19 protein-coding genes and 1 pseudogene are annotated in these 20,903 nt (G+C 73.9%); 5 read left to right on the forward strand and 15 right to left on the reverse strand.

Annotated features, from left to right (window positions below):
- Positions 1-229, forward strand: a 229-nt coding sequence (locus LWC35_RS32080) for a YibE/F family protein (RefSeq protein WP_232874131.1), incomplete at its 5' end; no start/stop codon positions are given.
- Between the two features lie 7 nt (positions 230-236).
- On the opposite strand, the gene LWC35_RS32085 is transcribed toward LWC35_RS32080, so the two are convergent.
- The 3 genes from LWC35_RS32085 to LWC35_RS32095 are packed head-to-tail and all read right to left on the reverse strand — an operon-like array spanning position 237 to position 2,837.
- Entirely contained in the window at positions 237-806 is a 570-nt protein-coding gene (locus tag LWC35_RS32085) for a class I SAM-dependent methyltransferase (protein WP_232874132.1), read from the reverse strand.
- 34 nt (positions 807-840) lie between these two features.
- Positions 841-2,112, reverse strand: coding sequence for a histidine--tRNA ligase (hisS, locus tag LWC35_RS32090; protein ID WP_232874180.1), 1,272 nt, complete (start codon positions 2,110-2,112; stop codon positions 841-843).
- Positions 2,113-2,117: 5 nt separating this feature from the next.
- Positions 2,118-2,837 carry an MBL fold metallo-hydrolase gene (locus tag LWC35_RS32095; RefSeq protein WP_232874134.1) on the reverse strand — a complete coding sequence of 240 codons (720 nt, stop codon included), beginning with the start codon at positions 2,835-2,837 and terminating at the stop codon, positions 2,118-2,120.
- A 92-nt stretch (positions 2,838-2,929) separates the two neighbouring features.
- On the opposite strand from LWC35_RS32095, the gene LWC35_RS32100 reads away from it, so the two are divergent.
- Positions 2,930-3,739, forward strand: coding sequence for a peptidylprolyl isomerase (locus tag LWC35_RS32100; protein WP_232874136.1), 810 nt, complete (start codon positions 2,930-2,932; stop codon positions 3,737-3,739).
- A 143-nt stretch (positions 3,740-3,882) separates the two neighbouring features.
- Here LWC35_RS32100 and LWC35_RS32105 read toward each other — a convergent pair whose 3' ends face one another.
- The 8 genes from LWC35_RS32105 to ruvC form a co-directional block, all read right to left on the reverse strand.
- On the reverse strand, positions 3,883-6,249 hold the full coding sequence (locus tag LWC35_RS32105; RefSeq protein WP_232874138.1) for a RelA/SpoT family protein: 2,367 nt from the start codon (positions 6,247-6,249) through the stop codon (positions 3,883-3,885).
- A 68-nt stretch (positions 6,250-6,317) separates the two neighbouring features.
- Complete coding sequence (locus tag LWC35_RS32110; protein WP_232874182.1) at positions 6,318-6,833, reverse strand: adenine phosphoribosyltransferase; 516 nt, start codon at positions 6,831-6,833, stop codon at positions 6,318-6,320.
- 56 nt (positions 6,834-6,889) lie between these two features.
- Positions 6,890-8,128: a protein translocase subunit SecF gene (secF, locus tag LWC35_RS32115; protein ID WP_232874140.1), complete on the reverse strand. Its 1,239-nt coding sequence runs from the start codon at positions 8,126-8,128 to the stop codon at positions 6,890-6,892.
- Between the two features lie 4 nt (positions 8,129-8,132).
- Positions 8,133-9,911 (reverse strand): protein translocase subunit SecD, encoded by a 1,779-nt coding sequence (gene secD, locus LWC35_RS32120; RefSeq protein WP_232874142.1) that lies wholly within the window; start codon positions 9,909-9,911, stop codon positions 8,133-8,135.
- A gap of 152 nt (positions 9,912-10,063) precedes the next feature.
- Positions 10,064-10,495 (reverse strand): preprotein translocase subunit YajC, encoded by a 432-nt coding sequence (gene yajC, locus LWC35_RS32125; RefSeq protein WP_232874144.1) that lies wholly within the window; start codon positions 10,493-10,495, stop codon positions 10,064-10,066.
- A gap of 170 nt (positions 10,496-10,665) precedes the next feature.
- Positions 10,666-11,688 (reverse strand): Holliday junction branch migration DNA helicase RuvB, encoded by a 1,023-nt coding sequence (gene ruvB, locus LWC35_RS32130; RefSeq protein WP_269805174.1) that lies wholly within the window; start codon positions 11,686-11,688, stop codon positions 10,666-10,668.
- Positions 11,689-11,717: 29 nt separating this feature from the next.
- Complete coding sequence (gene ruvA, locus LWC35_RS32135; protein WP_232874145.1) at positions 11,718-12,335, reverse strand: Holliday junction branch migration protein RuvA; 618 nt, start codon at positions 12,333-12,335, stop codon at positions 11,718-11,720.
- A 320-nt stretch (positions 12,336-12,655) separates the two neighbouring features.
- Positions 12,656-13,270: a crossover junction endodeoxyribonuclease RuvC gene (ruvC, locus tag LWC35_RS32140; protein WP_232874147.1), complete on the reverse strand. Its 615-nt coding sequence runs from the start codon at positions 13,268-13,270 to the stop codon at positions 12,656-12,658.
- A gap of 195 nt (positions 13,271-13,465) precedes the next feature.
- Between ruvC and LWC35_RS32145 the strand changes: the two genes are divergently transcribed.
- Together LWC35_RS32145 and LWC35_RS32150 are read left to right on the forward strand one after the other, a co-directional pair.
- Complete coding sequence (locus tag LWC35_RS32145; RefSeq protein ID WP_232874149.1) at positions 13,466-14,029, forward strand: molybdenum cofactor biosysynthesis protein; 564 nt, start codon at positions 13,466-13,468, stop codon at positions 14,027-14,029.
- An 83-nt stretch (positions 14,030-14,112) separates the two neighbouring features.
- A complete protein-coding gene (locus tag LWC35_RS32150; RefSeq protein WP_232874151.1) occupies positions 14,113-15,141 on the forward strand; it encodes an NAD(P)-dependent alcohol dehydrogenase in 1,029 nt (342 codons plus the stop codon).
- A 129-nt stretch (positions 15,142-15,270) separates the two neighbouring features.
- Here the strand turns inward: LWC35_RS32150 and LWC35_RS32155 are convergent, their stop codons facing one another.
- From LWC35_RS32155 to LWC35_RS32165, 4 genes and pseudogenes are all read right to left on the reverse strand, one after another.
- On the reverse strand, positions 15,271-15,897 hold the full coding sequence (locus LWC35_RS32155) for a P-loop NTPase family protein (protein ID WP_232874152.1): 627 nt from the start codon (positions 15,895-15,897) through the stop codon (positions 15,271-15,273).
- Positions 15,898-16,001: 104 nt separating this feature from the next.
- A complete protein-coding gene (gene polA / locus LWC35_RS32160) occupies positions 16,002-18,821 on the reverse strand; it encodes a DNA polymerase I (protein WP_232874154.1) in 2,820 nt (939 codons plus the stop codon).
- 82 nt (positions 18,822-18,903) lie between these two features.
- Positions 18,904-19,104: pseudogene (locus LWC35_RS41130) on the reverse strand (galactose oxidase early set domain-containing protein); the annotation flags it as partial.
- Positions 19,105-19,529: 425 nt separating this feature from the next.
- Positions 19,530-20,279, reverse strand: coding sequence for a YebC/PmpR family DNA-binding transcriptional regulator (locus tag LWC35_RS32165; RefSeq protein WP_232874156.1), 750 nt, complete (start codon positions 20,277-20,279; stop codon positions 19,530-19,532).
- A 287-nt stretch (positions 20,280-20,566) separates the two neighbouring features.
- Between LWC35_RS32165 and LWC35_RS32170 the strand changes: the two genes are divergently transcribed.
- Positions 20,567-20,896 carry a hypothetical protein gene (locus tag LWC35_RS32170; RefSeq protein WP_232874157.1) on the forward strand — a complete coding sequence of 110 codons (330 nt, stop codon included), beginning with the start codon at positions 20,567-20,569 and terminating at the stop codon, positions 20,894-20,896.
- Positions 20,897-20,903: the final 7 nt, after the last annotated feature.

A 20,903-nucleotide genomic window follows, 5' to 3' on the forward strand; every position in this document is an offset into this window, starting at 1 on the left:
GAAGCAGCACTACCCGGAGCCCCGACGTGCCCCCGGCGCCGAGCTGACCACGCAGGCCGTCGCCACCGAGCTCCAGCGGACGCTCGTGGGCAGCATCGGGCTGGTCGCCTCCGTGCCGATCACGACGGGCCTCGCCGCGCTGGTCGCCGCCCGGGAGGAACCGCCTCGGCAGGAACCGCCGCGGGAGCCGGCACGGCCCCTCGGCCGCCGGACCCGGCGCGCCCGCTGAGCGGCGCTCAGGGGCGGCGGGCCAGGAACGTCGCCTCGCCGTCGCCCTCCCGGTGGTCCACCGTCGCGAGCTGCGGGAACGCCACCGCCAGCTCGCCCGGCGCCGCTCGGAAGCGTCCGCCCTCGTCGCCGACCTCGGACAGCACGGTCAGGACGAGCAGCCCGCCGGGTGCGAGCGCGCCCGCCAGCGCCGGGTACAGCGCGGGGTTCCGGTAGCGCTGGCACACGACGACGTCGTACGGCCCGGTGACCGGCAGCCCGGCGTCGAGGTCCGCCTCGAGGAACCGCACGCGGGCGCCCTCCGCCGCCGCCAGCGCCCGCGCCGAGGCGAGCCCCGCCCCGGAGACGTCGACGGCGTCGACCGCGAAGCCCCGCCCGGCCAGCCACACCGCGACCGCGCCGCGCCCGCAGGCGACGTCGAGGGCCCGCCCGCCGGCGGGCAGCCCGTTCCGGTCGGCCGGCCCGGGTCCGCCCGGGAGCAGGTCGAGCCGACCGCGGAGGCCGTCCGGCGGCATCGGCGTGCCGGTCCCGACCGCGGCGTGCCGGGCGTCCCAGCGCTCTCGATCGGTCGCACTCACCGGGCGGCCCTGCCGGGCGGGGGTGGCACGGGCATCACGCCAACTTGGCGACGAGCTCCGTGACGACGGAGTCGAGCGGCACCGGGCGCTGGTCGCCGGAGGCCAGGTCCTTCACGCCGACCGTGCCGGCCTCCAGGTCCCGCTCGCCCAGCACGAGCGCGTACTTCGCGCCCGAGCGGTCCGCCGACTTCATCGCGCCCTTCAGCCCGCGCCCGCCGTAGGCCAGGTCCACCCGGACCCCGGCCCGGCGCAGCTCGGCGGCGATCACGACGAGGCGGCGCTTCGCGGTCTCGCCCAGCGGCACCCCGAACACCTCGGCCCGGGCCTCCGACCAGGGCTGCACGCCCTCGGCGCGGCAGGCCAGCAGGGTGCGGTCCACGCCGATGCCGAACCCGACGCCGGACAGCGGCTGCCCGCCCAGGGTCTCCATGAGGCCGTCGTACCGGCCGCCGCCGCCGATCCCGGACTGGGCGCCGAGCCCGTCGTGCACGAACTCGAAGGTCGTCTTGGTGTAGTAGTCCAGCCCGCGCACCATCCGCGGGTTGATCGTGTACGCCACGCCGAGGTCGTCGAGGTGCGCCAGCACGGCGGCGTGGTGCTCGGCCGAGGCCGCCGACAGGTGGTCGAGCAGCAGCGGCGCGTCCTCGAGCTGCCTTCGCACCTCGGCGCGCTTGTCGTCGAGCACCCGCAGCGGGTTGATCCGGGCCCGGGCCCGCGTGGGCTCGTCGAGGTCCAGCCCGGCCAGGAACTCCTGCAGCCGCTCGCGGTAGGCCGGCCGGCACTCCGCGTCGCCCAGCGAGGTGAGCTCCAGCCGGTACCCGGTGAGGCCGAGCGCCTTGAACCCCTCGTCGGCGACGGCGATGACCTCGGCGTCGAGCGCCGGGTCGTCCACCCCGATGGCCTCCACCCCGACCTGCTGCAGCTGCCGGTAGCGGCCGGCCTGCGGCCGCTCGTAGCGGAAGAACGGGCCGGCGTAGCGGAGCTTCACGGGCAGCCCGGCGCGGTCGAGGTTGTGCTCGATCACCGACCGGACCACGCCCGCCGTGCCCTCCGGCCGCAGCGTGACGGACCGGTCGCCGCGGTCGGCGAACGTGTACATCTCCTTGCTCACCACGTCCGTCGACTCGCCGACGCCGCGCGCGAACAGCCCCGTGTCCTCGAAGATCGGCAGCTCGACATAGCCGTAGCCGGCGCGCTCGGCCGCCGCCGACAGCGTGTCCCGCACGTGCACGAACCCGGCCGACTCCGGCGGGTAGTACTCCGGGATGCCCTTGGGCGCCGCGAAGGCGGTGGCCCGCTCCTGCACGGCGCTCACAGCCCGCGCCCCGGGGCCGGCGCGGTGGTGCCGGCGGTGCCGTCGGTGCTCTCGGCGAGGCCCTGGAGGAAGGGGTTGGAGACCCGCTCCCGGCCCACCGTCGTCGTCGGGCCGTGGCCGGGGAGGACGACGCCGGAGTCCGGCCGGCCGAGCAGCCGGTCCCGGATGCTCTCCAGCAGCCGGCGGTGCGAGCCGCCGGGCAGGTCCGTCCGTCCGATCGAGCCCGCGAAGAGCGTGTCGCCCGCGAGGATCACCTCGGTCCCGTCCTCCGTCTCCGTCGTGAACACCACCGAGCCGGGAGTGTGCCCGGGGGTGTGGTCGACCCGCAGCCGCATTCCGGCGAGCTCCAGGTCGCTGCGGTCGGTCAGGGTGCGCACCTCGCGCGGCTCCCGCAGCTCCAGCCGGCCGCCGAAGAACGCGGCGGACTCGGACGAGATGCCCTTCATCGGGTCCGCGAGCATCTCCCGGTCGTCCGGATGGATCCAGGCGGGGATGTCCGAGCCGTCGCACACCGGCTGCACGCTGAAGGTGTGGTCGAAGTGGCCGTGGGTCAGGAGCACCGCCACCGGGGTGAGCCGGTGCTCGGCGAGCACGGCCTCCAGCGGTTCGACGGCGTCCTGCCCGGGGTCGACGACCACGCACGCCTCGCCCGCCTCACGGGCGACGACGTAGCAGTTGGTCTGGAACGCTCCTGCGGGGAATCCTGCGACGAGCACCCGACCAGCCTAGACGTGCCTGCACACGGCCCTCTCAGGAACGGTCGATACCCTCCCCCGCGATCGCTACGACCGGGAGGACGACACACACCGTGGCCACGAACGAGATGCGGCGGGAGGCGGCCAAGCGCAAGCTGGCCAGCCAGCAGAAGCGGCGGGCCGAACGGGCCCGCAGGCAGAAGCGGGTCGCCGTGATCAGCTCCGCCGCGGCCGTGGTGGTCGTGGTCGTCGCCGTGGTGCTGCTCACCACGGCCCCGTGGAAGTCCGAGCCGGTCGCGAGCCAGCAGGCCGCGGCCCCGCCCGGGACCGTCAACTGCCAGTACCCGGCCGACGGCACCGCTGCGAAGCCCGCGAACCCGCCGCAGGCGGACGCGGTGAGCAACCAGGGCACCGTCCCGGTCTCGCTGACGACCTCGGCGGGCGCGATCGGGCTCACGCTGAACCGGGCCGAGGCCCCGTGCACCGTGAACAGCTTCACCTCGCTCGCGAGCCAGGGGTACTTCAACGACACCCCCTGCCACCGCCTCACCACGAGCGAGGGCCTGAAGGTGCTGCAGTGCGGCGACCCGAGCGGCCAGGGCACCGGCGGCCCCGGCTACACCATCGCCGACGAGCCGCCCGCGAAGCTCGCGCCCGCGGGCCAGACCGGCGTGGTGATCTATCCGCGCGGCACGGTCGCGATGGCCAAGACCTCGGCCCCGAACTCGGGCGGCAGCCAGTTCTTCCTGGTCTACGCCGACTCGACGCTGCCGCCGGACTACACCGTGTTCGGCACGATCGACGAGGCCGGCCTGGCCACGATCGACAAGATCGCCGCGGCGGGCACGGACGACAGCAACGGCACCGGCGACGGCAAGCCCAAGACCCCGGTCACCATCCAGACGGCCACGGTCGCGGCCTGAGCCGCCCGAACACCAGGAGCCGAGGGCCCCGCCGGACGTCCGGCGTGGCCCTCGGCTTCTTCTCGCGGTGGCGGGGCGGCCCGGGGTGGTACGGACCGGGTGCCCTACGGGCCCGGCGCGGTACGGGCCCGCTGCGGAGCGGCTCAGCTCGCGCTGGTGACCCGGTAGACGTCGTAGACGCCCTCGACGTTGCGCACGGCGTGCAGCACGTGGCCCAGGTGCTTCGGGTCGCCCATCTCGAAGGAGAAGCGCGACACGGCCACCCGGTCCCGCGAGGTGGTGACCGACGCCGAGAGGATGTTCACCTTCTCGTCCGCCAGCACCTTCGTGACGTCCGAGAGCAGGCGGTGCCGGTCGAGCGCCTCGACCTGGATCGCCACCAGGAACACCGACGCCGGGGACACCGACCAGGCGACGTCGACCAGCCGTTCGCTGCGGGCCTTGAGGTCCGCGGCGTTGGTGCAGTCCGTGCGGTGCACCGACACGGCGCCGCCGCGGGTGACGAACCCGAGGATCTCGTCGCCGGGCACGGGCGTGCAGCAGCGGGCGAGCTTGCAGTAGACGTCGCCCATCTGGGTGCCGTCCTCGCCCGTGAGCACCACGCCCGCGTCGCCGGAGGGCCGCCGGACCCGGACGGTCGACGGGGTGGCCCGCTCGGCGAGCTCCTCCTCGGCGTCCTCCATCCCGCCGAGCAGCGCGACCAGCCGCTGGACGACGTGCCGGGCGCTGGCCTGCCCCTCCCCGACCGCGGCGTACAGCGCCGATATCTCGGCGTAGTGCATCTCGCGGGACAGCGCCGCCATCGCGTCGGCGGACACGAGGCGCTGCAGCGGCATGCCCGTGCGCCGGGCCTCCCGCGTGATCGCCTCCTTGCCCTCCTCGATGGCCTCCTCGCGGCGCTCCTTGGCGAACCACTGCTTGATCTTGTTCTTGGCGCGCGGCGACTTGACGAAGCCCAGCCAGTCCCGGCTCGGCCCGGCGCCCTCGGCCTTCGACGTGAAGATCTCGACGACGTCGCCGGACTCCAGCGTGCGCTCCAGCGCGACCAGCCGGCCGTTGACCCGGGAGCCGATGCAGCGGTTGCCGACCTCGGTGTGCACGGCGTAGGCGAAGTCGACCGGGGTGGAGCCGACCGGCAGGGTGACGACGTCGCCCTTCGGGGTGAAGACGAACAGCTCCTTCGCGGCGAGGTCGTAGCGCAGCGACTCCAGGAAGTCCCCGGGGTCCGCGGCCTCGCGCTGCCAGTCGAGCAGCTGCCGCATCCAGGACATCTCGTCGATCTCGACGGTGCCGGCGGCGTTCTGGCTCTGCTGTCCTCGGGTCTCCTTGTAGCGCCAGTGCGCGGCGATGCCGTACTCGGCCGTGCGGTGCATCTCGTGGGTGCGGATCTGCACCTCGAGCGGCTTGCCGTCCGGCCCGATGACGGTGGTGTGCAGCGATTGGTACACGCCGAACCGCGGCTGGGCGATGTAGTCCTTGAACCGGCCGGGCATCGGCTGCCAGAGCGCGTGGACCATGCCCATGGCCGCGTAGCAGTCCCGCACCTCGTCGACCAGCACGCGCACGCCGACGAGGTCGTGGATGTCGTCGAACTCGCGGCCCTTGACGATCATCTTGCGGTAGATCGAGTAGTAGTGCTTCGGCCTGCCCTCGACCGTGCCGTTGACCCGGGCGGCCTCCAGCTGCCGCGACACCTCGTCGATGACCTGCTTGAGGTAGGTGTCCCGGGACGGGGCGCGGGTGGCGACGAGCCGGACGATCTCCTCGTACTTCTTCGGGTGCAGGATCGCGAAGGAGAGGTCCTCCAGCTCCCACTTGATCGTCGCCATGCCCAGGCGGTGGGCCAGCGGTGCCATCACCTCGAGGGTCTCGCGCGCCTTCTTCGCCTGCTTCTCCGGCGGGAGGAAGCGCATGGTGCGCATGTTGTGCAGCCGGTCGGACAGCTTGATGACCAGCACCCGCGGGTCGCGCGCCATGGCGACGACCATCTTGCGGATCGTCTCGGCCTCGGCGGCGGTGCCGAACTCGACCTTGTCCAGCTTGGTCACGCCGTCGACGAGGTGGGCGACCTCCTCGCCGAAGTCCGTGCTGAGCCGCTCCAGCGAGTAGTCCGTGTCCTCCACGGTGTCGTGCAGCAGGGCCGCGACCAGCGTGGTGGTGTCCATGCCGAGCTCGGCGAGGATCGTGGCCACGGCCAGCGGGTGCGTGATGTACGGGTCGCCGGACTTGCGCTTCTGCCCGGCGTGCTTCTCCTCTGCGACGTCGTACGCGCGCTGCAGCAGCACCAGGTCGGCCTTGGGGTGCAGCGCCCGGTGCACGCTCGCCAGCGGCTCCAGGACGGGCTTGACGATGGCCACCCGCTGCGGCGTCATCCGCCGGGCGATCCGGGCCCGCACCCGGCGCGTGGCCGAGGGGCGGGCCGGGTCCGGCGCGGCGTTCGGGGCGGTGGTCCGCGACGCGCCGGGGGCCGCCGCCGCGGGCGCGGGCGCGTTCTGCTGGACGTCCGTCACCGGGCCTGCTCCGCTCCTGTCACCACCTAGCGAAGGATAACCCTCCGGTAGCCCGGAGGAACGCTCGCCTAATAGGTGAGCAGTGCGTGCACGTCGATGCCGGTCAGGCGCTCCCGGCCGCGCAGCGCCGCCAGCTCGACGACGGCGCCGAAGCCGGTGATCTCGGCCCCGACGTCCGTCAGCAGCCCGCAGGCCGCGGCCGCGGTGCCGCCGGTCGCGAGCACGTCGTCGACGACGAAGACCCGGGCCCCCGGCTCGACGGTGCCCGCGGGCAGCTCCAGGGTGGCGGTGCCGTACTCGAGCTCGTAGGTTCGCGAGCCGGCGATCGCGGGCAGCTTGCCCGCCTTGCGCACCGGCACCACCCCGGTGCCCGCGACGAGCGCGACCGCGGCGCCGATCAGGAACCCGCGGGCCTCGACGCCGGCGATGAGGTCCGCCGCGCCGGCGGAGGCCGCGAGCTCGGTCGTCAGGACGGCGAACGCCTCCGCGTCGGCCAGGGCCGGCGTGAGGTCGCGGAACAGCACCCCCGGCTCCGGGTAGTCCGGCACCGCCCGGATCAGGTCCCGGACCTTCTCGAGCTCCAGGGCGGACTCGTCGACCTCGAGCGGAGCGTCGCCGCCGCGGCCCGCGGACGCCGCGCTCACCGGCGCCGCTTCCCGCTCGGCCGCCCGGCGGCGCGGTTGTGGTCGCCGCGGCCCTGGCCCGCCTTGCCCTGCGGGCGGCCCGGCCGCACGCGGTCCGGGGCGCTCGCGGCCGCGGCCATCGCGCGCTCGCGGCGCAGCTCCCGGGCGAGGGCCTCGTCGTCGGCGGCGTCGAGGTCCTCCTCGGTGTCCCCGGACTGCGCGGCGGCCGCCCGGGCGCGGCGGGCGGCGACCCGCTCGGCCTGCTTGCGGTAGCGCGGGTCGCGCATCTTGAGGTCGACGAGCAGCGGGGTGGCCAGCAGCAGCGAGGACAGGGCGCCCGCGATGATGCCGACGAGCTGCACCAGCGCCAGGTCGGCGAGCGTGCCGACGCCGAGCAGCCCGACGCCGACGACCATCAGGCCGATCACCGGGAGCACCGCGATCAGCGACGTGTTGATCGAGCGCATCAGCGTCTGGTTGACGGCCAGGTTGGCCTGCTCGCCGTACGTGCGGCGGGTCAGGTTGAGCAGCCCGCGGGTGTTCTCCTTGACCTTGTCGAACACGACGACCGTGTCGTAGAGCGAGAAGCCGAGGATCGTCAGCAGGCCGATGACCGTGGACGGGGTGACCTCGAAGCCGATCAGCGAGTAGATGCCGGCGGTGACGACGACGTCGTGCACCAGCGCCACCAGCGCCGCGATCGCCATGGCCCGCTCGAAGTAGAAGGCCAGGAAGATCGTGACCAGCACCAGGAAGACGGCGAGGGCGATCAGCGCCTGGCGGGTGATCTCCCCGCCCCAGGTGCCGCTGACCGCACTGTCGCTGATCACCTGCTCGGAGGGCTGCCCGTTCGCGTCGAGCGGCTGCAGCTGGTGGAACACCGCGTCCTTGAACGCGGCGATCTGCGCCGGGTTGAGGGGCTCCGCCCGCACGAGGATCGTGGCCGAGCCGCCGGCACCGGCGGACTGCGTCGAGGCCGGGTCCTCGCCGACCGAGGAGCGGAAGACGTCCTCGACCTGCTGGGTGGTGATGGTGCCGGCGGCCCCCGACGCAGGCATCTGGAACTGCGAGCCACCGGTGAAGTCGATGCCGAGGTTGAAGCCGCGGATCACGATCGACAGGACACAGACCAGCACGAGGGCGCCGAAGGCGACGTACCACGTCTTGCGGTGGCCGACGACGTCGAACGCGCCGGTGCCCGTGTAGAGCCTGCTGAACACCCCGCGCTTGCGCGTGGTCTGGGAGGTGGTGCTCACTGCCTCAGGCCCTCCTGCTCGTGCCGGACCCGCTGCCGGCGGTCTCCCGCGGTGCCCGCCGCCGTTGCGCCCCGATCCTCGCGACGGTCCCGAGGCCGGACAGGGCCGGGCTGCCGAAGATCTTGGAGTTCGAGGCCAGCGCCACCAGCGGGTGCGTGACCAGGAAGACGACGACCAGGTCCAGCACCGTCGACATGCCGAGGGTGAACGCGAAGCCCTTCACCTGGCCGACGGCGAGGATGTAGAGGACCGCGGCGGCCAGGAAGCTGACGGCGTCGGCCGTCAGGATCGTGCGCCGGGCGCGGACCCAGGCGCGCGGAACGGCGGAGCGGAACGACCGGCCCTCGCGGACCTCGTCCTTGAGCCGCTCGAAGAAGATCACGAAGGAGTCCGCGGTGATGCCGATGGCGACGATGAACCCGGCGACGCCCGCCAGGTCGAGGGTGAACCCGATCCAGCGCCCGAGCAGCACCAGCACGGCGTACACGACCAGGCCGGAGAGGATCAGCGACAGGATCGTGAGCACGCCGAGCACGCGGTAGTAGAAGAGGCAGTAGACGAACACGAGCGCCAGGCCGATGGCGCCGGCGATCAGGCCGGCCTCCAGGGAGGCGAGCCCGAGCGTGGCCGACACGGTCTGCGCGTCGGACGCCTCGAACGAGAGGGGCAGCGAGCCGTACCGGAGGACACCGGCGAGGTCCTGCGCCTGCTGCTGGTTGAAGTTGCCGCTGACCTGGGTGTTCCCGTACAACGCACCCTGGATCGTCGGGGCCGAGACGACCTCGCCGTCGAGCACGAAGGCGGCCTGCTCGCCGATGTGCGCGGCCGTGTAGTCGCCCCAGGCCTTCGACCCGTCCGACTTGAAGCTCAGGTCGACGACGTACCCGACGCCCTGCTGGTTCTGCGAGGCCTGCGCCGACGCGATCTGGGTGCCCTCGACGACCGTGGGCCCGAGGATGTACTTGGCGGTCTTGTTCTGGTCGCAGGTCACCAGGGGCAGCGACGAGTCGTCGTAGCCCCGCAACGGATCCGGGGCGTTGCAGTCGAGCGCGAGGAGCGCCTGCTGCTGCGTGGCCGGGTCGGTGCTCTGCCGGGTGGCCTTGGCCGCGGCGATCGCGGCGGCCTTGGCCGGGTCCTGGTCGCCGCCCGGCGGCGGGGTCGGCTGCTGCTGCTGCGCGGGCGCGAGCGCGGTGCTGTACGAAACCGGGGCGACCGTGCCGTCGACGACCGGGGCGGCGGGACGGGTGGGGTCGCTGCCCAGGCTCTGCGGCTGCGTGCCGCCGCCGGACGGGGCCGGGGCGGTGCTCCCGCCCGCCGGCGGGGTGGCCCCGCCGGTGTCCTGCCCGGCCGGCGGGGCGGTGGCGCCGCCCTGCTGCCCGGCGGGCGGGGCGGCCGGGGTCGCGGCGATCGGCTGGCCGACGACCGGGCGGATTCGCAGCTGCGCGGTCTGGCCGAGCGAGCGGGCCTGCTCGCCCTGGTCACCGGGCACCGTGATGGTGAGGTTGTTCCCGTCGAGCACCACCTCGGCGCCGCTCACGCCCAGCCCGTTGACGCGCTGCTCGATGATCGACTGGGCCTGGATCAGCTGGTCGCGCGGCGGGACCTGCCCCGACTCGGTGCGCGCGGTCAGCGTGACCCGGGTGCCGCCCTGCAGGTCGATGCCCAGCTTCGGGGCGAAGGACCGGTCGCCGGTGAAGGCGACCAGTGCGTACAGCACCACGACGATGCCCGCGAACCCCGCGAGGTACCGCCAGGGGCGGATCCGCCCCGGGGTCGTTGCCACTCTCTCTGCTCTCCTGGCGTCACGGTCCGGTCACGCGTCGGCGGACGGCCTGTCCGGACCCGTCCGCGGCGTGGCCGCGGCCCGGTGTTCCCGCACGATGCTGCACCATCCGGCGCAGCGGGCCGACGGCGGCCCCGCCGTGGGCGCTCCGGCTACTTCTTCTCGTCCGCGGTGGAGTCGGCCGGGGTGTCCGCGACCGTCCCGTTGGCGCTCGGCGTCCCGTTCGTGCTGGTGGCGCCGCCCGTCGGGAGCTCGCCGGTGGCCGGGGCGGCGGTCGCGCCCGGGGTCTCCTCGGGCTCGTCCCCGTGCTCGGCGTGGTCGTCCTGGGCGACCTTGTCGCGGACGGCCGCGCGCAGCCACGTGGTGACGACGCCGTCGGCGATCTCGAGGTCGATGGTGTCCTCGTAGGAGGCGTCGACGACCGTGCCGCGCAACCCGGACGTGGTGGTCACGACGTCGCCCTCGGTCAGCGCGCTCTGCATCGCCTGGGTCTGCGCCATCTGACGCTTCTGCTTGCGGCCCGACAGGAAGATCGGGATGAAGAGCAGCAGGATGAGGATCGGGAACAGCAGGCTCAGGTCCATGATGTCGTGTATCTCCGTTTCTCGGGCAGGTCGGACGGCCGAGTCTGCCAGTCGGGTCCGACACCCGGTCGGTCGACCCGGCGTCGTGACGGCCCCGCGACGTGCGGTTTCGGCGCGGGGCCCGCCGAGTGTGCCCCCCGGAACCGCTCCGCCCCCGATCGAGATCGCGTTCAGAACAGCGCCGGCGGCACCTCGCCGCCGGACTCCGGCGGCCGCAGGCCGAGATGGCTCCAGGCCGCGGGCGTGGCGACACGACCCCGCGGCGTCCGGGCCAGCATCCCGGCCCGCACCAGGTAGGGCTCGCAGACCTCCTCGACGGTACCGGGTTCCTCGCCCACCGCCACTGCCAGCGTCGACACTCCCACCGGGCCTCCCCCGAACGTCCGTACGAGGGCGCTCAGCACGGCGCGGTCGAGCCGGTCGAGGCCGAGCTCGTCGACGTCGTAGACCGCCAGCGCGTCCCGGGCCACGGACCGGGTGACGGCCCCGTCGGCACGGACCTCGGCGAAGTCCCGGACCCGGCGCAGCAGGCGGTTGGCGATGCGGGGCGTGCCGCGGGAGCGCCGGGCGATCTCGACCGCGCCGTCGGGCCGGAGGTCGACGTCGAGGATCTGGGCCGCGCGGCGCACCACGAGCTCCAGCTCCTCGGGCTCGTAGAACTCCATGTGCGCGGTGAAGCCGAAGCGGTCCCGCAGCGGGCCGGTGAGCGAGCCGGCCCGGGTCGTGGCTCCGACCAGCGTGAACGGCGCGATGTCCAGCGGGATGGAGGTGGCGCCCGGGCCCTTGCCGACCACGACGTCGACCCGGAAGTCCTCCATCGCGAGATAGAGCATCTCCTCGGCGGGGCGGGCGATCCGGTGGATCTCGTCGATGAACAGCACGTCGCCGGGGACCAGGTTCGACAGCATGGCAGCGAGGTCGCCGGCGCGCTCCAGCGCAGGCCCGCTCGTCAGCCGGATCGCGGCGCCCATTTCGGCCGCGACGATCATCGACAGGCTCGTCTTGCCCAACCCGGGCGGGCCGGAGAGCAGGATGTGGTCGGGCGGGTCGCCGCGCCGGCGAGCGCCCTCGAGCACCAGCTCCAGCTGCTCGCGGACCCGGGCCTGCCCGATGAACTCGCTGAGCCGGCGCGGGCGCAGCGAGTTCTCGACGTCGAGGTCCTCCGGAACGGCCTCGGCGGCGACCTCCCGCAGGTCTGGCTCGTACTCGGTCACCGGCTCGGTCACGTGCTCCGGCCCAGGCTCGCCAGGGCCGCCCGGAGCAGCTGCGACGCCTCGGCCTCGGGCTTGTCGGCGAGCACGGCGTCGACCGCCTGCTCGGCGGGCTTGAGCGTGAAGCCGAGGCCGACGAGGGCCTCGACGACCTGCTCGCGGACGGGCGAGGCGCCGTTGCCTGCCGCCGCCGGGACGGGGGCGCCCGCCACGGGCGCCGCCGACGGCGCGACGACCACCTTGTCCCGCAGCTCCACCACCAGCCGCTCCGCGCTCTTCTTGCCCACGCCCGGGATCCGGGTGAGCGTGGCCAGGTCGCCGTCGTGCAGGGCGCGGCGCAGCACCTCCGGCTCCAGCACGGCGATCGTGGCGAGCGCGAGCCGCGGCCCGATGCCGCTCACCGTCTGGAGCAGCAGGAACAGCTCCCGCTCGTCCGCGTCGGCGAAGCCGAACAGCGTCAGCGACTCCTCGCGCACGATCAGCGTGGTGGACAGTCGGGCCTCGGTGCCTCGCCGCAGACCCGCCAGCGTGGCCGGGGTGCAGAACACCGCCAGCCCGACGCCGCCGACCTCGACCACGGCGTGGTCCAACCCGATCTCCAGCACGGGCCCGCGCACGGACGCGATCACGGCACTCCCTCGCTCCTGCGAACAGTCGTTCGAGGCCGAAGGCTACCGGGACCCGCCGTCACCCCCACCCGCTCCCCCGCCCCTCGGCGTGTCCCCCCGCGAGCCGCGCCGTGGGCCCCGCGAGTCGGGAGATCCGGCACCGCGAGTCGGGAGATCCGGCACCGCGAGTCGGGAGATCCGGCACCGCGAGTCGGGAGATCCGGCACCGCGAGTCGGGAGATCCGGCACCGCGAGTCGGGAGTTTCAGGTGACCGAGTCGCACCTCTCGGGTGTCTCCGGAGATCGCGCACTCGGACGCGCGGACGTGCCGAGCCGCGAGGTCAGCGGCGCGGTCGAGCCGACTCGGCGAGCCGCTGCCGCTCGAGCTGGCGTCGGCGCTCCTTCTGCGCCGCGGCCAGGCGGGCCTTGTGCGCCTTGGCGATCTCGGCGGCGCGCCGCTCCGCCTCCGCCATCCGCGTCATCATCGGGGCGCGCCAGCAGTGGCAGATCGCGAGGGCGAGCGCGTCGGCGGCGTCGGCGGGCCGGGGCGCCTCGGCCAGCCCGAGCACCCGCGTGACCATGGTGGTGACCTGCGCCTTGTCCGCGCGGCCAGCCCCGGTGACGGCGGCTTTCACCTCGCTCGGGGTGTGGAAGGCGACCGGCAGCCCGGCCCGGGCGGCGACCAGCGCGACGACCCCACTGGCCTGCGCGGTCCCCATCACGGTTCGCACGTTGTGCTGGCTGAACACCCGCTCGACGGCCACGACGTCGGGCCGGTGCCGGGCGATCCAGCGCTCCACCTCGTCGGCGACCACCAGCAGCCGCCGGTCCACCGGCAGGTCGACGTCGCTGCGCACCACGCCGACGTCGACACACGCCACCTGCCGCCCGCCGTCTCCGTCGACCACGCCGAGGCCGCACCGGGTCAGCCCCGGGTCGACTCCGAGCACCCGCACGCGCGCTCCCCTCACCGGTCCGCGCCGCACGCTACCGGCGCGGCGCCCGACCCCCACGCCCGGCGCGCCGCCCGCCTGCGAGATGAGCACCACGGTCGTCGGACCATGATCGAACAGCCGTGGTGCTCGTCCGAGCCGCCGAACCTCGGGCCTGCCCGGGTCCGCAGGCATCATCGGGGTGTGCAGGAGAGCGCGGTGGGAGACACGACCGGCGCGGAGGTGCGGATCGCCGTCGAGATCGTCGAGCTGGTCGCCTCTCCGGTCCACGCCTTCGAGGGGCGGCCGGCCGACGGTCCACGGCCCGACCCCGAGGGTCCCCGGCGGGACCGGATCGAGGTGCGGGCGGGGCTCGGCGTCGTCGGCGACCGGTACTTCAACCACCCGGCACACCGGCGCGCAGCCGTGACCCTGCTGTCGGCAGAGGCGCTCGACGCCGTGGCGACCGAGGTCGGCACACCACCCTTCGACCCCGTCCTGACGCGGCGCACCGTCGTCCTGCGCGGAGCCGCGATGGACGCCCTGGCCGGGACCGGGGCCGAGTTCGCCCTCGACTCCGGCGACGGTCCCGTCCGGCTCCGCGCGCACCGCGCCGCACACCCCTGCCGCTGGATGGACGTCGTGCTCGCGCCCGGCGCCTTCAAGGCCCTCCGCGGGCGCGGCGGCGTGCGGTGCGAGCCCCTCTCCGACGGCGTGCTCCGCCGCGGAGCCGCCGCGCTCACCCTGCCGGCCGTGCTGGCCGACGCCGTCGTCCGGCACTGAGAGTCGAGTACGCCGAACTGCGTACTACCGCGACCCGCCGTCGAGTGTGACGCTCATCACTACTCGACGTCAGGGAGGTCCCGATGCGGGCCGTGCGGCTGCACTCCTACGACAAGCCACCCCAGCTCGACCAGGTGCCGGAGTCGGAGGTGAGCGCCCCGCACGACGTGCTGGTGCGAATCTCGGGCGCCGGGCTCTGCCGGACCGACCTGCACATCCGCGACGGCTGGTTCGCCCCGGCCGTACCGGTGGACCTGCCGCTCACCCTCGGCCACGAGAACACCGGTGTGGTCGAGGCGGTCGGGCCGGAGGTGCGGGCGGTCGCGCCGGGCGACCCCGTGATCTGTCACCCCCAGCAGAGCTGCGGAACCTGCGCGGCCTGCCGCACCGGCGACGACATGCGCTGCGCCCGCGGCCTCTCCTTCACCGGCCTGAACCGGGCCGGAGGGTTCGCGGACCTGCTGCTCACCAGCGAGCGCGGCGTGCTCCCGCTGCCCGCGGGCCTCGACCCCGTCGACCTCGCCCCGCACGCCGACGCCGGACTCACCGCGATGCACGTCACCCGCAAGGCCGTGCCCCTGCTCGGTCCCGGGACCGTCGTGGCCGTCGTGGGCGTCGGCGGGCTCGGCCACATCGGCATCCAGTGCCTGCGGGCACTCACGGCCGCCACGGTCGTCGCGGTCGACCCCGACCCCGAGGCCCGGTCCCTGGCCGCCGCGTCCGGCGCGCACCACGTCCTGCCGGTCGACGGCACCGAGGTCGACGCCGTCCGCGACCTCACCGACAGGGCCGGCGCCCACGCCGTGATCGACTTCGTGGGCGAGGGCGACGCCGTGGGTACCGCGCTGGCGATGGTGCGACCTCGGGGCACGTACTTCGTCGTCGGCTACGGCGGCGAGCTCCGGGTGCCGACGTTCGCGCTGGTCCTGCCCGAGATCAGCGTGGTCGGCAACGCCGTCGGCACGTTCGACGACCTGCGCGAGCTCGTCGCGTTGGCGGCGGCCGGTGGGGTGACGGTGCGGACCCGCCGCTACCCGCTCGACGCCTTCGCCGACGCGTTCGCCGACCTCGAGCACGGCCGGATGCACGGGCGCGGCGTGCTAGTGCCCTGACGGCGCTGCGACTCGCGCCGCAGGAACTCCCGACTCGCGCTACAGGAACTCCCGACTCGCGCCGCAGGAACTCCCGACTCGCGCTACAGGAACTCCCGACTCGCGGAAGGCCACGGCGCGGCTTGCGGGTCAGGCGCTCTCCGGCTCCGAGCGCTCGACCGGGTGGGCGGCCCCGGAGACGGGGGCGGCCCCGGGGGTGAGGGCGGCGACGGGGCCGACGAGCCAGCGCTGCACGTCGCGGCGCGAACGCAGCCGCACGACGGGCAGCTCGGGCCTGCGCTCCCGCGCCTGCCCGACCCGGACGGCGGTCTCGGCGTGGGTGCGCCACGCCCATCGGACGATGTGGTCCGGGTCGGTGAGGAAGCTGCGGAAGGGCGGCTCGACGTTGCCGTTCCACAGTTCCTGGCGGCGGAGCCGCCGCACGACGGTCCGCGGCACGATCTGCCGCATCACGGCCGGGCGCGGCAGGTCGAGCCACACCAGCAGCTCCGCCCGCGGCAGCACCAGCGGCCGGGCCACGGAGTAGCCGTACTCGGTGATCCACTCCTCACCGGCCGCCACCGCGGCGACGTCGGCGGCGAACTCGGGCCGCGGCACCCAGTCCGGCCCGTGGAACAGCCCGTCGAGCTCGGTGTAGGGCAGGCCCAGCCGGGCCTCGAGGGCGCGGCCGAGGGTCGACTTGCCGGAGCCGGAACAGCCGGTGAGGAGGATGCGACGGGGCCGCACGGGCAGCGGGTCCGAGGGGCCGAGCAGCACCGGACCATCCTGCTGGGCCCTGCGCGGCCCCGTCACCCCGGTTTCTCGTGAGCCCGGCGCCGACGGCCCTGCGGCAGCGCACGGCGCCGCTCCGGACGCCGGACCTAGTGCGCCGCGTCGTCCCAGCTGCGCCCGTAGCCGACGGACACCTCGAGCGGGACCGACAGCGTCTCGGCCGCGCCCATCTCGCGCCGTACGAGCTCCTCGACCGCCTCGCGCTCCCCCTCGGCCACCTCGAGCACCAGCTCGTCGTGCACCTGGAGCAAGATCCGGCTGCGCAGCGAACCCGCCGCCAGCGCGCCGTGCACGTTGAGCATCGCGACCTTGATGATGTCCGCCGCGCTGCCCTGGATCGGCGCGTTGAGCGCCATCCGCTCGGCCATCTCGCGGCGCTGCCGGTTGTCACTGGTCAGGTCCGGCAGGTAGCGCCGCCGGCCGAGCATGGTGGCGGTGTAGCCCTCCTTACGGGCCACGTCGACGACCGAGCGCAGGTAGTCCCGCACGCCGCCGAAGGTCTCGAAGTAGTCCTCCATCAGCGCGCGAGCCTCCTCGGTGGAGATCCGCAGCTGGGCGGAGAGCCCGAACGCCGACAGCCCGTAGGCCAGGCCGTAGTTCATCGCCTTGATCTTGGCGCGCTGCTCGGGGGTCACCTCGTCGGCCGCCACGCCGAACACCTTCGACGCCGTCTCGGAGTGGAAGTCCCGCTTCGAGTTGAAGGCCTCGATCAGCGCCGCGTCCTCGGACAGGTGCGCCATGATCCGCATCTCGATCTGGCTGTAGTCGGCGGTCATGAGCTCGCCGTAGCCCGCGCCGACCACGAAGGTCTCGCGGATCCGCCGCCCGGCGGCGGTGCGGATCGGCACGTTCTGCAGGTTCGGGTCGGTCGACGACAGCCGGCCGGTCGCCGCGATCGTCTGGCTGTAGGTGGTGTGGATCCGCCCGTCGGCCGCGATCGACTTGAGCAGCCCGTCGACCGTGACCTTGAGCCGGGTGGCGTCCCGGTGCTGCAGCAGGTGCATGAGGAACGGGTGCTCGGTCTGCTCGTAGAGGCTCTGCAGCGCATCCGCGTCGGTCGTGTAGCCGGTCTTGGTGCGCTTGGTCTTCGGCATGCTCAGCTCGTCGAACAGCACGACCTGCAGCTGCTTCGGGGAGCCGAGGTTGATCTCCTTGCCGATCACGTCGTACGCGGCCCGCGCGGCCTCCTTGACCTGCGCCGCGAACTCGGACTCCAGCGACTCCAGGTGATCCCGGTCCACGGCGATGCCGGCCGCCTCGAGGTCGGCGAGCACGAAGGCCAGCGGCTGCTCCAGCTCGAGCAGCAGCCGGGTCTGCTCCTTCTCGGCCAGCTCGGCGCCCAGCGCGTCGGCCAGCTCGGCCACCGCCGACGCCGAGACCATCTCGGTCTCCGCGTGCTTCGCGTCGGCCTCCTCCTCGCCGCCCAGCAGGGACAGCTGACCGTCGCCCGCGCCGCCCTCCAGGGCGAGCTCGCGGCGCAGATAGCGCAGGGCCAGGTCGGCGAGGTCGAAGCTGCGCTGCCCGGGCCGCGCGAGGTACGCGGCGAGCGCGGTGTCGCTGGTCAGCCCGGCGAGCGTCCACCCGCGGGCGCGCAGCGCGTGCAGCACCGCCTTGACGTCGTGCGAGGCCTTGGGCACCGCCGGGTCGGCCAGCCACTCACCCAGCGCCGCCTCGTCGTCCGGTTCCAGCTGTCGAACGTCCAGGTAACCCGCCACCGGGACACCCGCCTCGGCAGGTGGGCGGGAGTTCAGACCGGCGCGGTCCTCCAGGGTCGGCTCGCCGGTGGCCAGCGCGATCCCGGTGAAGTCCCGCTCGGTGATCCCGCCGGTGACCCCGGAGAACGCGAGGCCGACCCGCCGCCCGTCCCGCGCGTGCTCCTCCAGCCAGCTCCGCACCGTGCCGGGTGCGACGACCCCGCCCTGCACGTCGAAGCCCGACTCGGCCTCCGGCTCGGCGCTCTGCAGGGTGGCGAACAGCCGCTCGCGCAGCACCCGGAACTCCAGCTCGTCGAACAGCCGGTGCACCGCGTCCCGGTCCCACGGCCGGACCTCGAGCTCGGCGGGCACGGAGTCGAGCGGCACGTCCCGCACCAGCTCGGTGAGCTGGCGGTTCATCAGCACGTTGGCCAGGTTGGCGCGCAACGCGTCGCCCGCCTTGCCCTTCACCTCGTCGACCCGGTCGGTCAGCTCGCCCAGCGAGCCGAACTCGCGGACCCACTTGGCCGCGGTCTTCTCCCCCACGCCCGGGATGTTCGGCAGGTTGTCGCTCGGGTCGCCGCGCAGCGCCGCGAAGTCCGGGTACTGGGTCGGGGTGAGCCCGTAGCGCTTGTCGACCTCCGCCGGGTCGATCCGCCCCAGGTCCGACACCCCGCGCTTGGGGTAGAGCACCGTGACGTTGTCGGTGACCAGCTGGAACGCGTCCCGGTCGCCGGTGGTGATGAGCACCTCGAAGCCCTGCGCCTCCGCCTGGGTCGCGAGGGTGGCGATGATGTCGTCCGCCTCGAAGCCCTCGACCGCGAACACCGGGATGTTCAGCGCGCGCAGGACCTCCTTGATCAGGTCGACCTGGCCGCGGAAGTCGTCCGGCGTGGTGGTGCGGTTCGCCTTGTAGTCCGCGTACCGCTCCGCGCGGAAGGTCTTGCGCGAGACGTCGAACGCCACGGCCAGGTGGGTCGGCTGCTCGTCGCGCAGCTGGTTGATGAGCATCGACGTGAAGCCGTAGACGGCGTTCGTGGTCTGCCCCGTGCCCGTGCGGAAGTTCTCCGCGGGCAGGGCGAAGAACGCCCGGTAGGCGAGCGAGTGACCGTCGAGCAGCAGCAGCCGCTTGCCCTCGGGCGCGGCGGCCGTGCCGGTGCTGGCCGCGGACTTCCCGGCGGCCGGGGTGGCGGGTGACTTCGTGGCGGGGCTCATCGGGGGCGAGTCTAGGACCGGGCACCGACAGTTCCCGGCCTGCCTCCGGCCCGGTCCGCCGCCGTCCTCGATCGGGTGGGGCTCACCCCAGCCGCACCCACTCCCCGCGCGAGGGGACGCCCGCGTCGGACAGGAGGAACAGCAGGTACCACCCGGGCGATGCGTGCCGCCGCTCCGGCAGCCGGACGGTCAGCCGCGCCGCGCCGCGGGCGAGGACGGGCAGGTCGACCAGCCGCTGCTCGACGTCCGCGGAGTGGGTGGTCGCGCCGGGCCGGACGAGGGCCGCCGAGGCGAGGGTGGAAGGGTCCCCGTCGAGACGTCGAGCGTCCCACCGAAGGCGAGGTCAGTCTCCGCGGGCAGAACGTCCAGTCCGGCACGGCGGTCCAGCCGGACCAGCCGCCCGTCGCCGCACCCTCGGCGTCGAGGTCGCGGCCGATCCGGTAGTAGCCGCCGTTCGGCCCGTCCGGGGCGTCGACCATCAGCACGACGACGGAGCGGCCGCCGTCGCGCGCCAGGTCGCCGACCGCGACCCCCGCACCCGCCGACGCGCAAGCGAACCAGTCCGGGACCGCGGTGCAGTCCGAGTCCACATCCCTCCCCGGGGTCGCCACGGAGCCTGAGGTGCCGGTCACCCGGACGTGATACCGCGTGGACGACGACGGCGACGCCCCCGCGCGGGGGACGGCGCCGCCGGCGGACGGGGGAGGGTCAGCCGACCTCGGCCATGACCTCGTCGGAGACGTCGAAGTTCGCGTAGACGTTCTGGACCTCGTCCGAGTCCTCGAGGGCCTCGATCAGCCGGAAGACCTTCCTGGCGGCCTCGGCGTCGAGCTCCACCTGCATCGACGGCAGGAAGGTCGGGTCCGCGGAGTCGTAGTCGATGCCCGCCTCCTGCAGCGCGGTCCGCACCGCGACCAGGTCGGTGGGCTCGGAGACGACCTCGAAGCTCTCGCCCAGGTCGTTGACCTCCTCGGCGCCCGCCTCGAGGACGGCCATGAGGACGTCGTCCTCCGAGAGGCCGTTCTTCGGCAGCACCACGACGCCCTTGCGGGTGAACAGGTACGCGACGGAGCCCGGGTCGGCCATGGTTCCGCCGTTGCGGGTCATCGCCGTGCGCACCTCGGTGGCCGCGCGGTTGCGGTTGTCCGTGAGGCACTCGATCAGCAGCGCGACGCCGCTGGGCCCGTAGCCCTCGTACGTGATCGTCTGGTAGTCCGCGCCGCCGGCGTCGGCACCCGAGCCGCGCTTGACCGCGCGGTCGATGTTGTCGTTGGGCACCGAGCTCTTCTTCGCCTTCTGGATGGCGTCGTAGAGCGTGGGGTTGCCGTCGGGGTCACCGCCGCCGGTCCGGGCCGCGACCTCGATGTTCTTGATCAGCTTGGCGAACATCTTGCCCCGGCGGGCGTCGATGACGGCCTTCTTGTGCTTCGTCGTCGCCCATTTGGAGTGGCCACTCATCGGCTGCCCCGTCCTTCCTGAACTCGCGCGTGTGCCCGCCGCACGGCGCCTGAGCAGAACGGGCACGCAGGGCCCGCACGAGGCCCTGCCGGAACCCACCGATGGTACCGGCGGGCCCGCCACCGGCACGGACACCCCACGTCGGGGAGTGTTCATCACATGCGCGGCACGGTTCGTTACGGATCCGGTGGGTAACTCACCGGCATCGGTGAAAGATCGGGCCGCGTGTTCACGTTCGCGGCCGCCCACGCGATGTCACCGGTGAGGGACGCCGAAGGGGGTGCGAGATGGGGAAGCACAGCATGCAGGGTCGCGCACGGTCCGCGGCGCGGCTCGGGTGGGCCGCGGCGGGCGCCGCCGTGCTCGCCACCGGAGGCACGGCGACCGCGACGGTGCTGAGCGGCACCGCCACCGCGGGCACCCCGCTCACGGTCACGGTCACCGGGCAGTCGGCCCCGCTCTACACCTGCGACCTGCAGTCACCGCCGGAGTTCGGCGACCCCGCCAACCCGGACGAGATCACCAACCGGGCCTGCGGGTACGTCGACGACCAGGGCCGGCAGCGCTCCTTCGACCCGTGGATCGACGGCCAGCTCCGCCACTCCGGCGCCCCCTAGCCGCAGG

Origin of the sequence: Pseudonocardia kujensis (assembly GCF_021283305.1) — a bacterium.
Classification (GTDB): domain Bacteria; phylum Actinomycetota; class Actinomycetes; order Mycobacteriales; family Pseudonocardiaceae; genus Pseudonocardia; species Pseudonocardia kujensis.

Excerpts from the sequence above, each read along its gene's own strand:
- LWC35_RS32165 (WP_232874156.1), bottom strand. The coding sequence starts at position 20,279 with ATGAGTGGCCACTCCAAATGGGCGACGACGAAGCACAAGAAGGCCGTC.
- LWC35_RS32170 (WP_232874157.1), top strand. The coding sequence starts at position 20,567 with ATGGGGAAGCACAGCATGCAGGGTCGCGCACGGTCCGCGGCGCGGCTC.
- polA (WP_232874154.1), bottom strand. The coding sequence starts at position 18,821 with ATGAGCCCCGCCACGAAGTCACCCGCCACCCCGGCCGCCGGGAAGTCC.
- LWC35_RS32150 (WP_232874151.1), top strand. The coding sequence starts at position 14,113 with ATGCGGGCCGTGCGGCTGCACTCCTACGACAAGCCACCCCAGCTCGAC.
- yajC (WP_232874144.1), bottom strand. The coding sequence starts at position 10,495 with ATGGACCTGAGCCTGCTGTTCCCGATCCTCATCCTGCTGCTCTTCATC.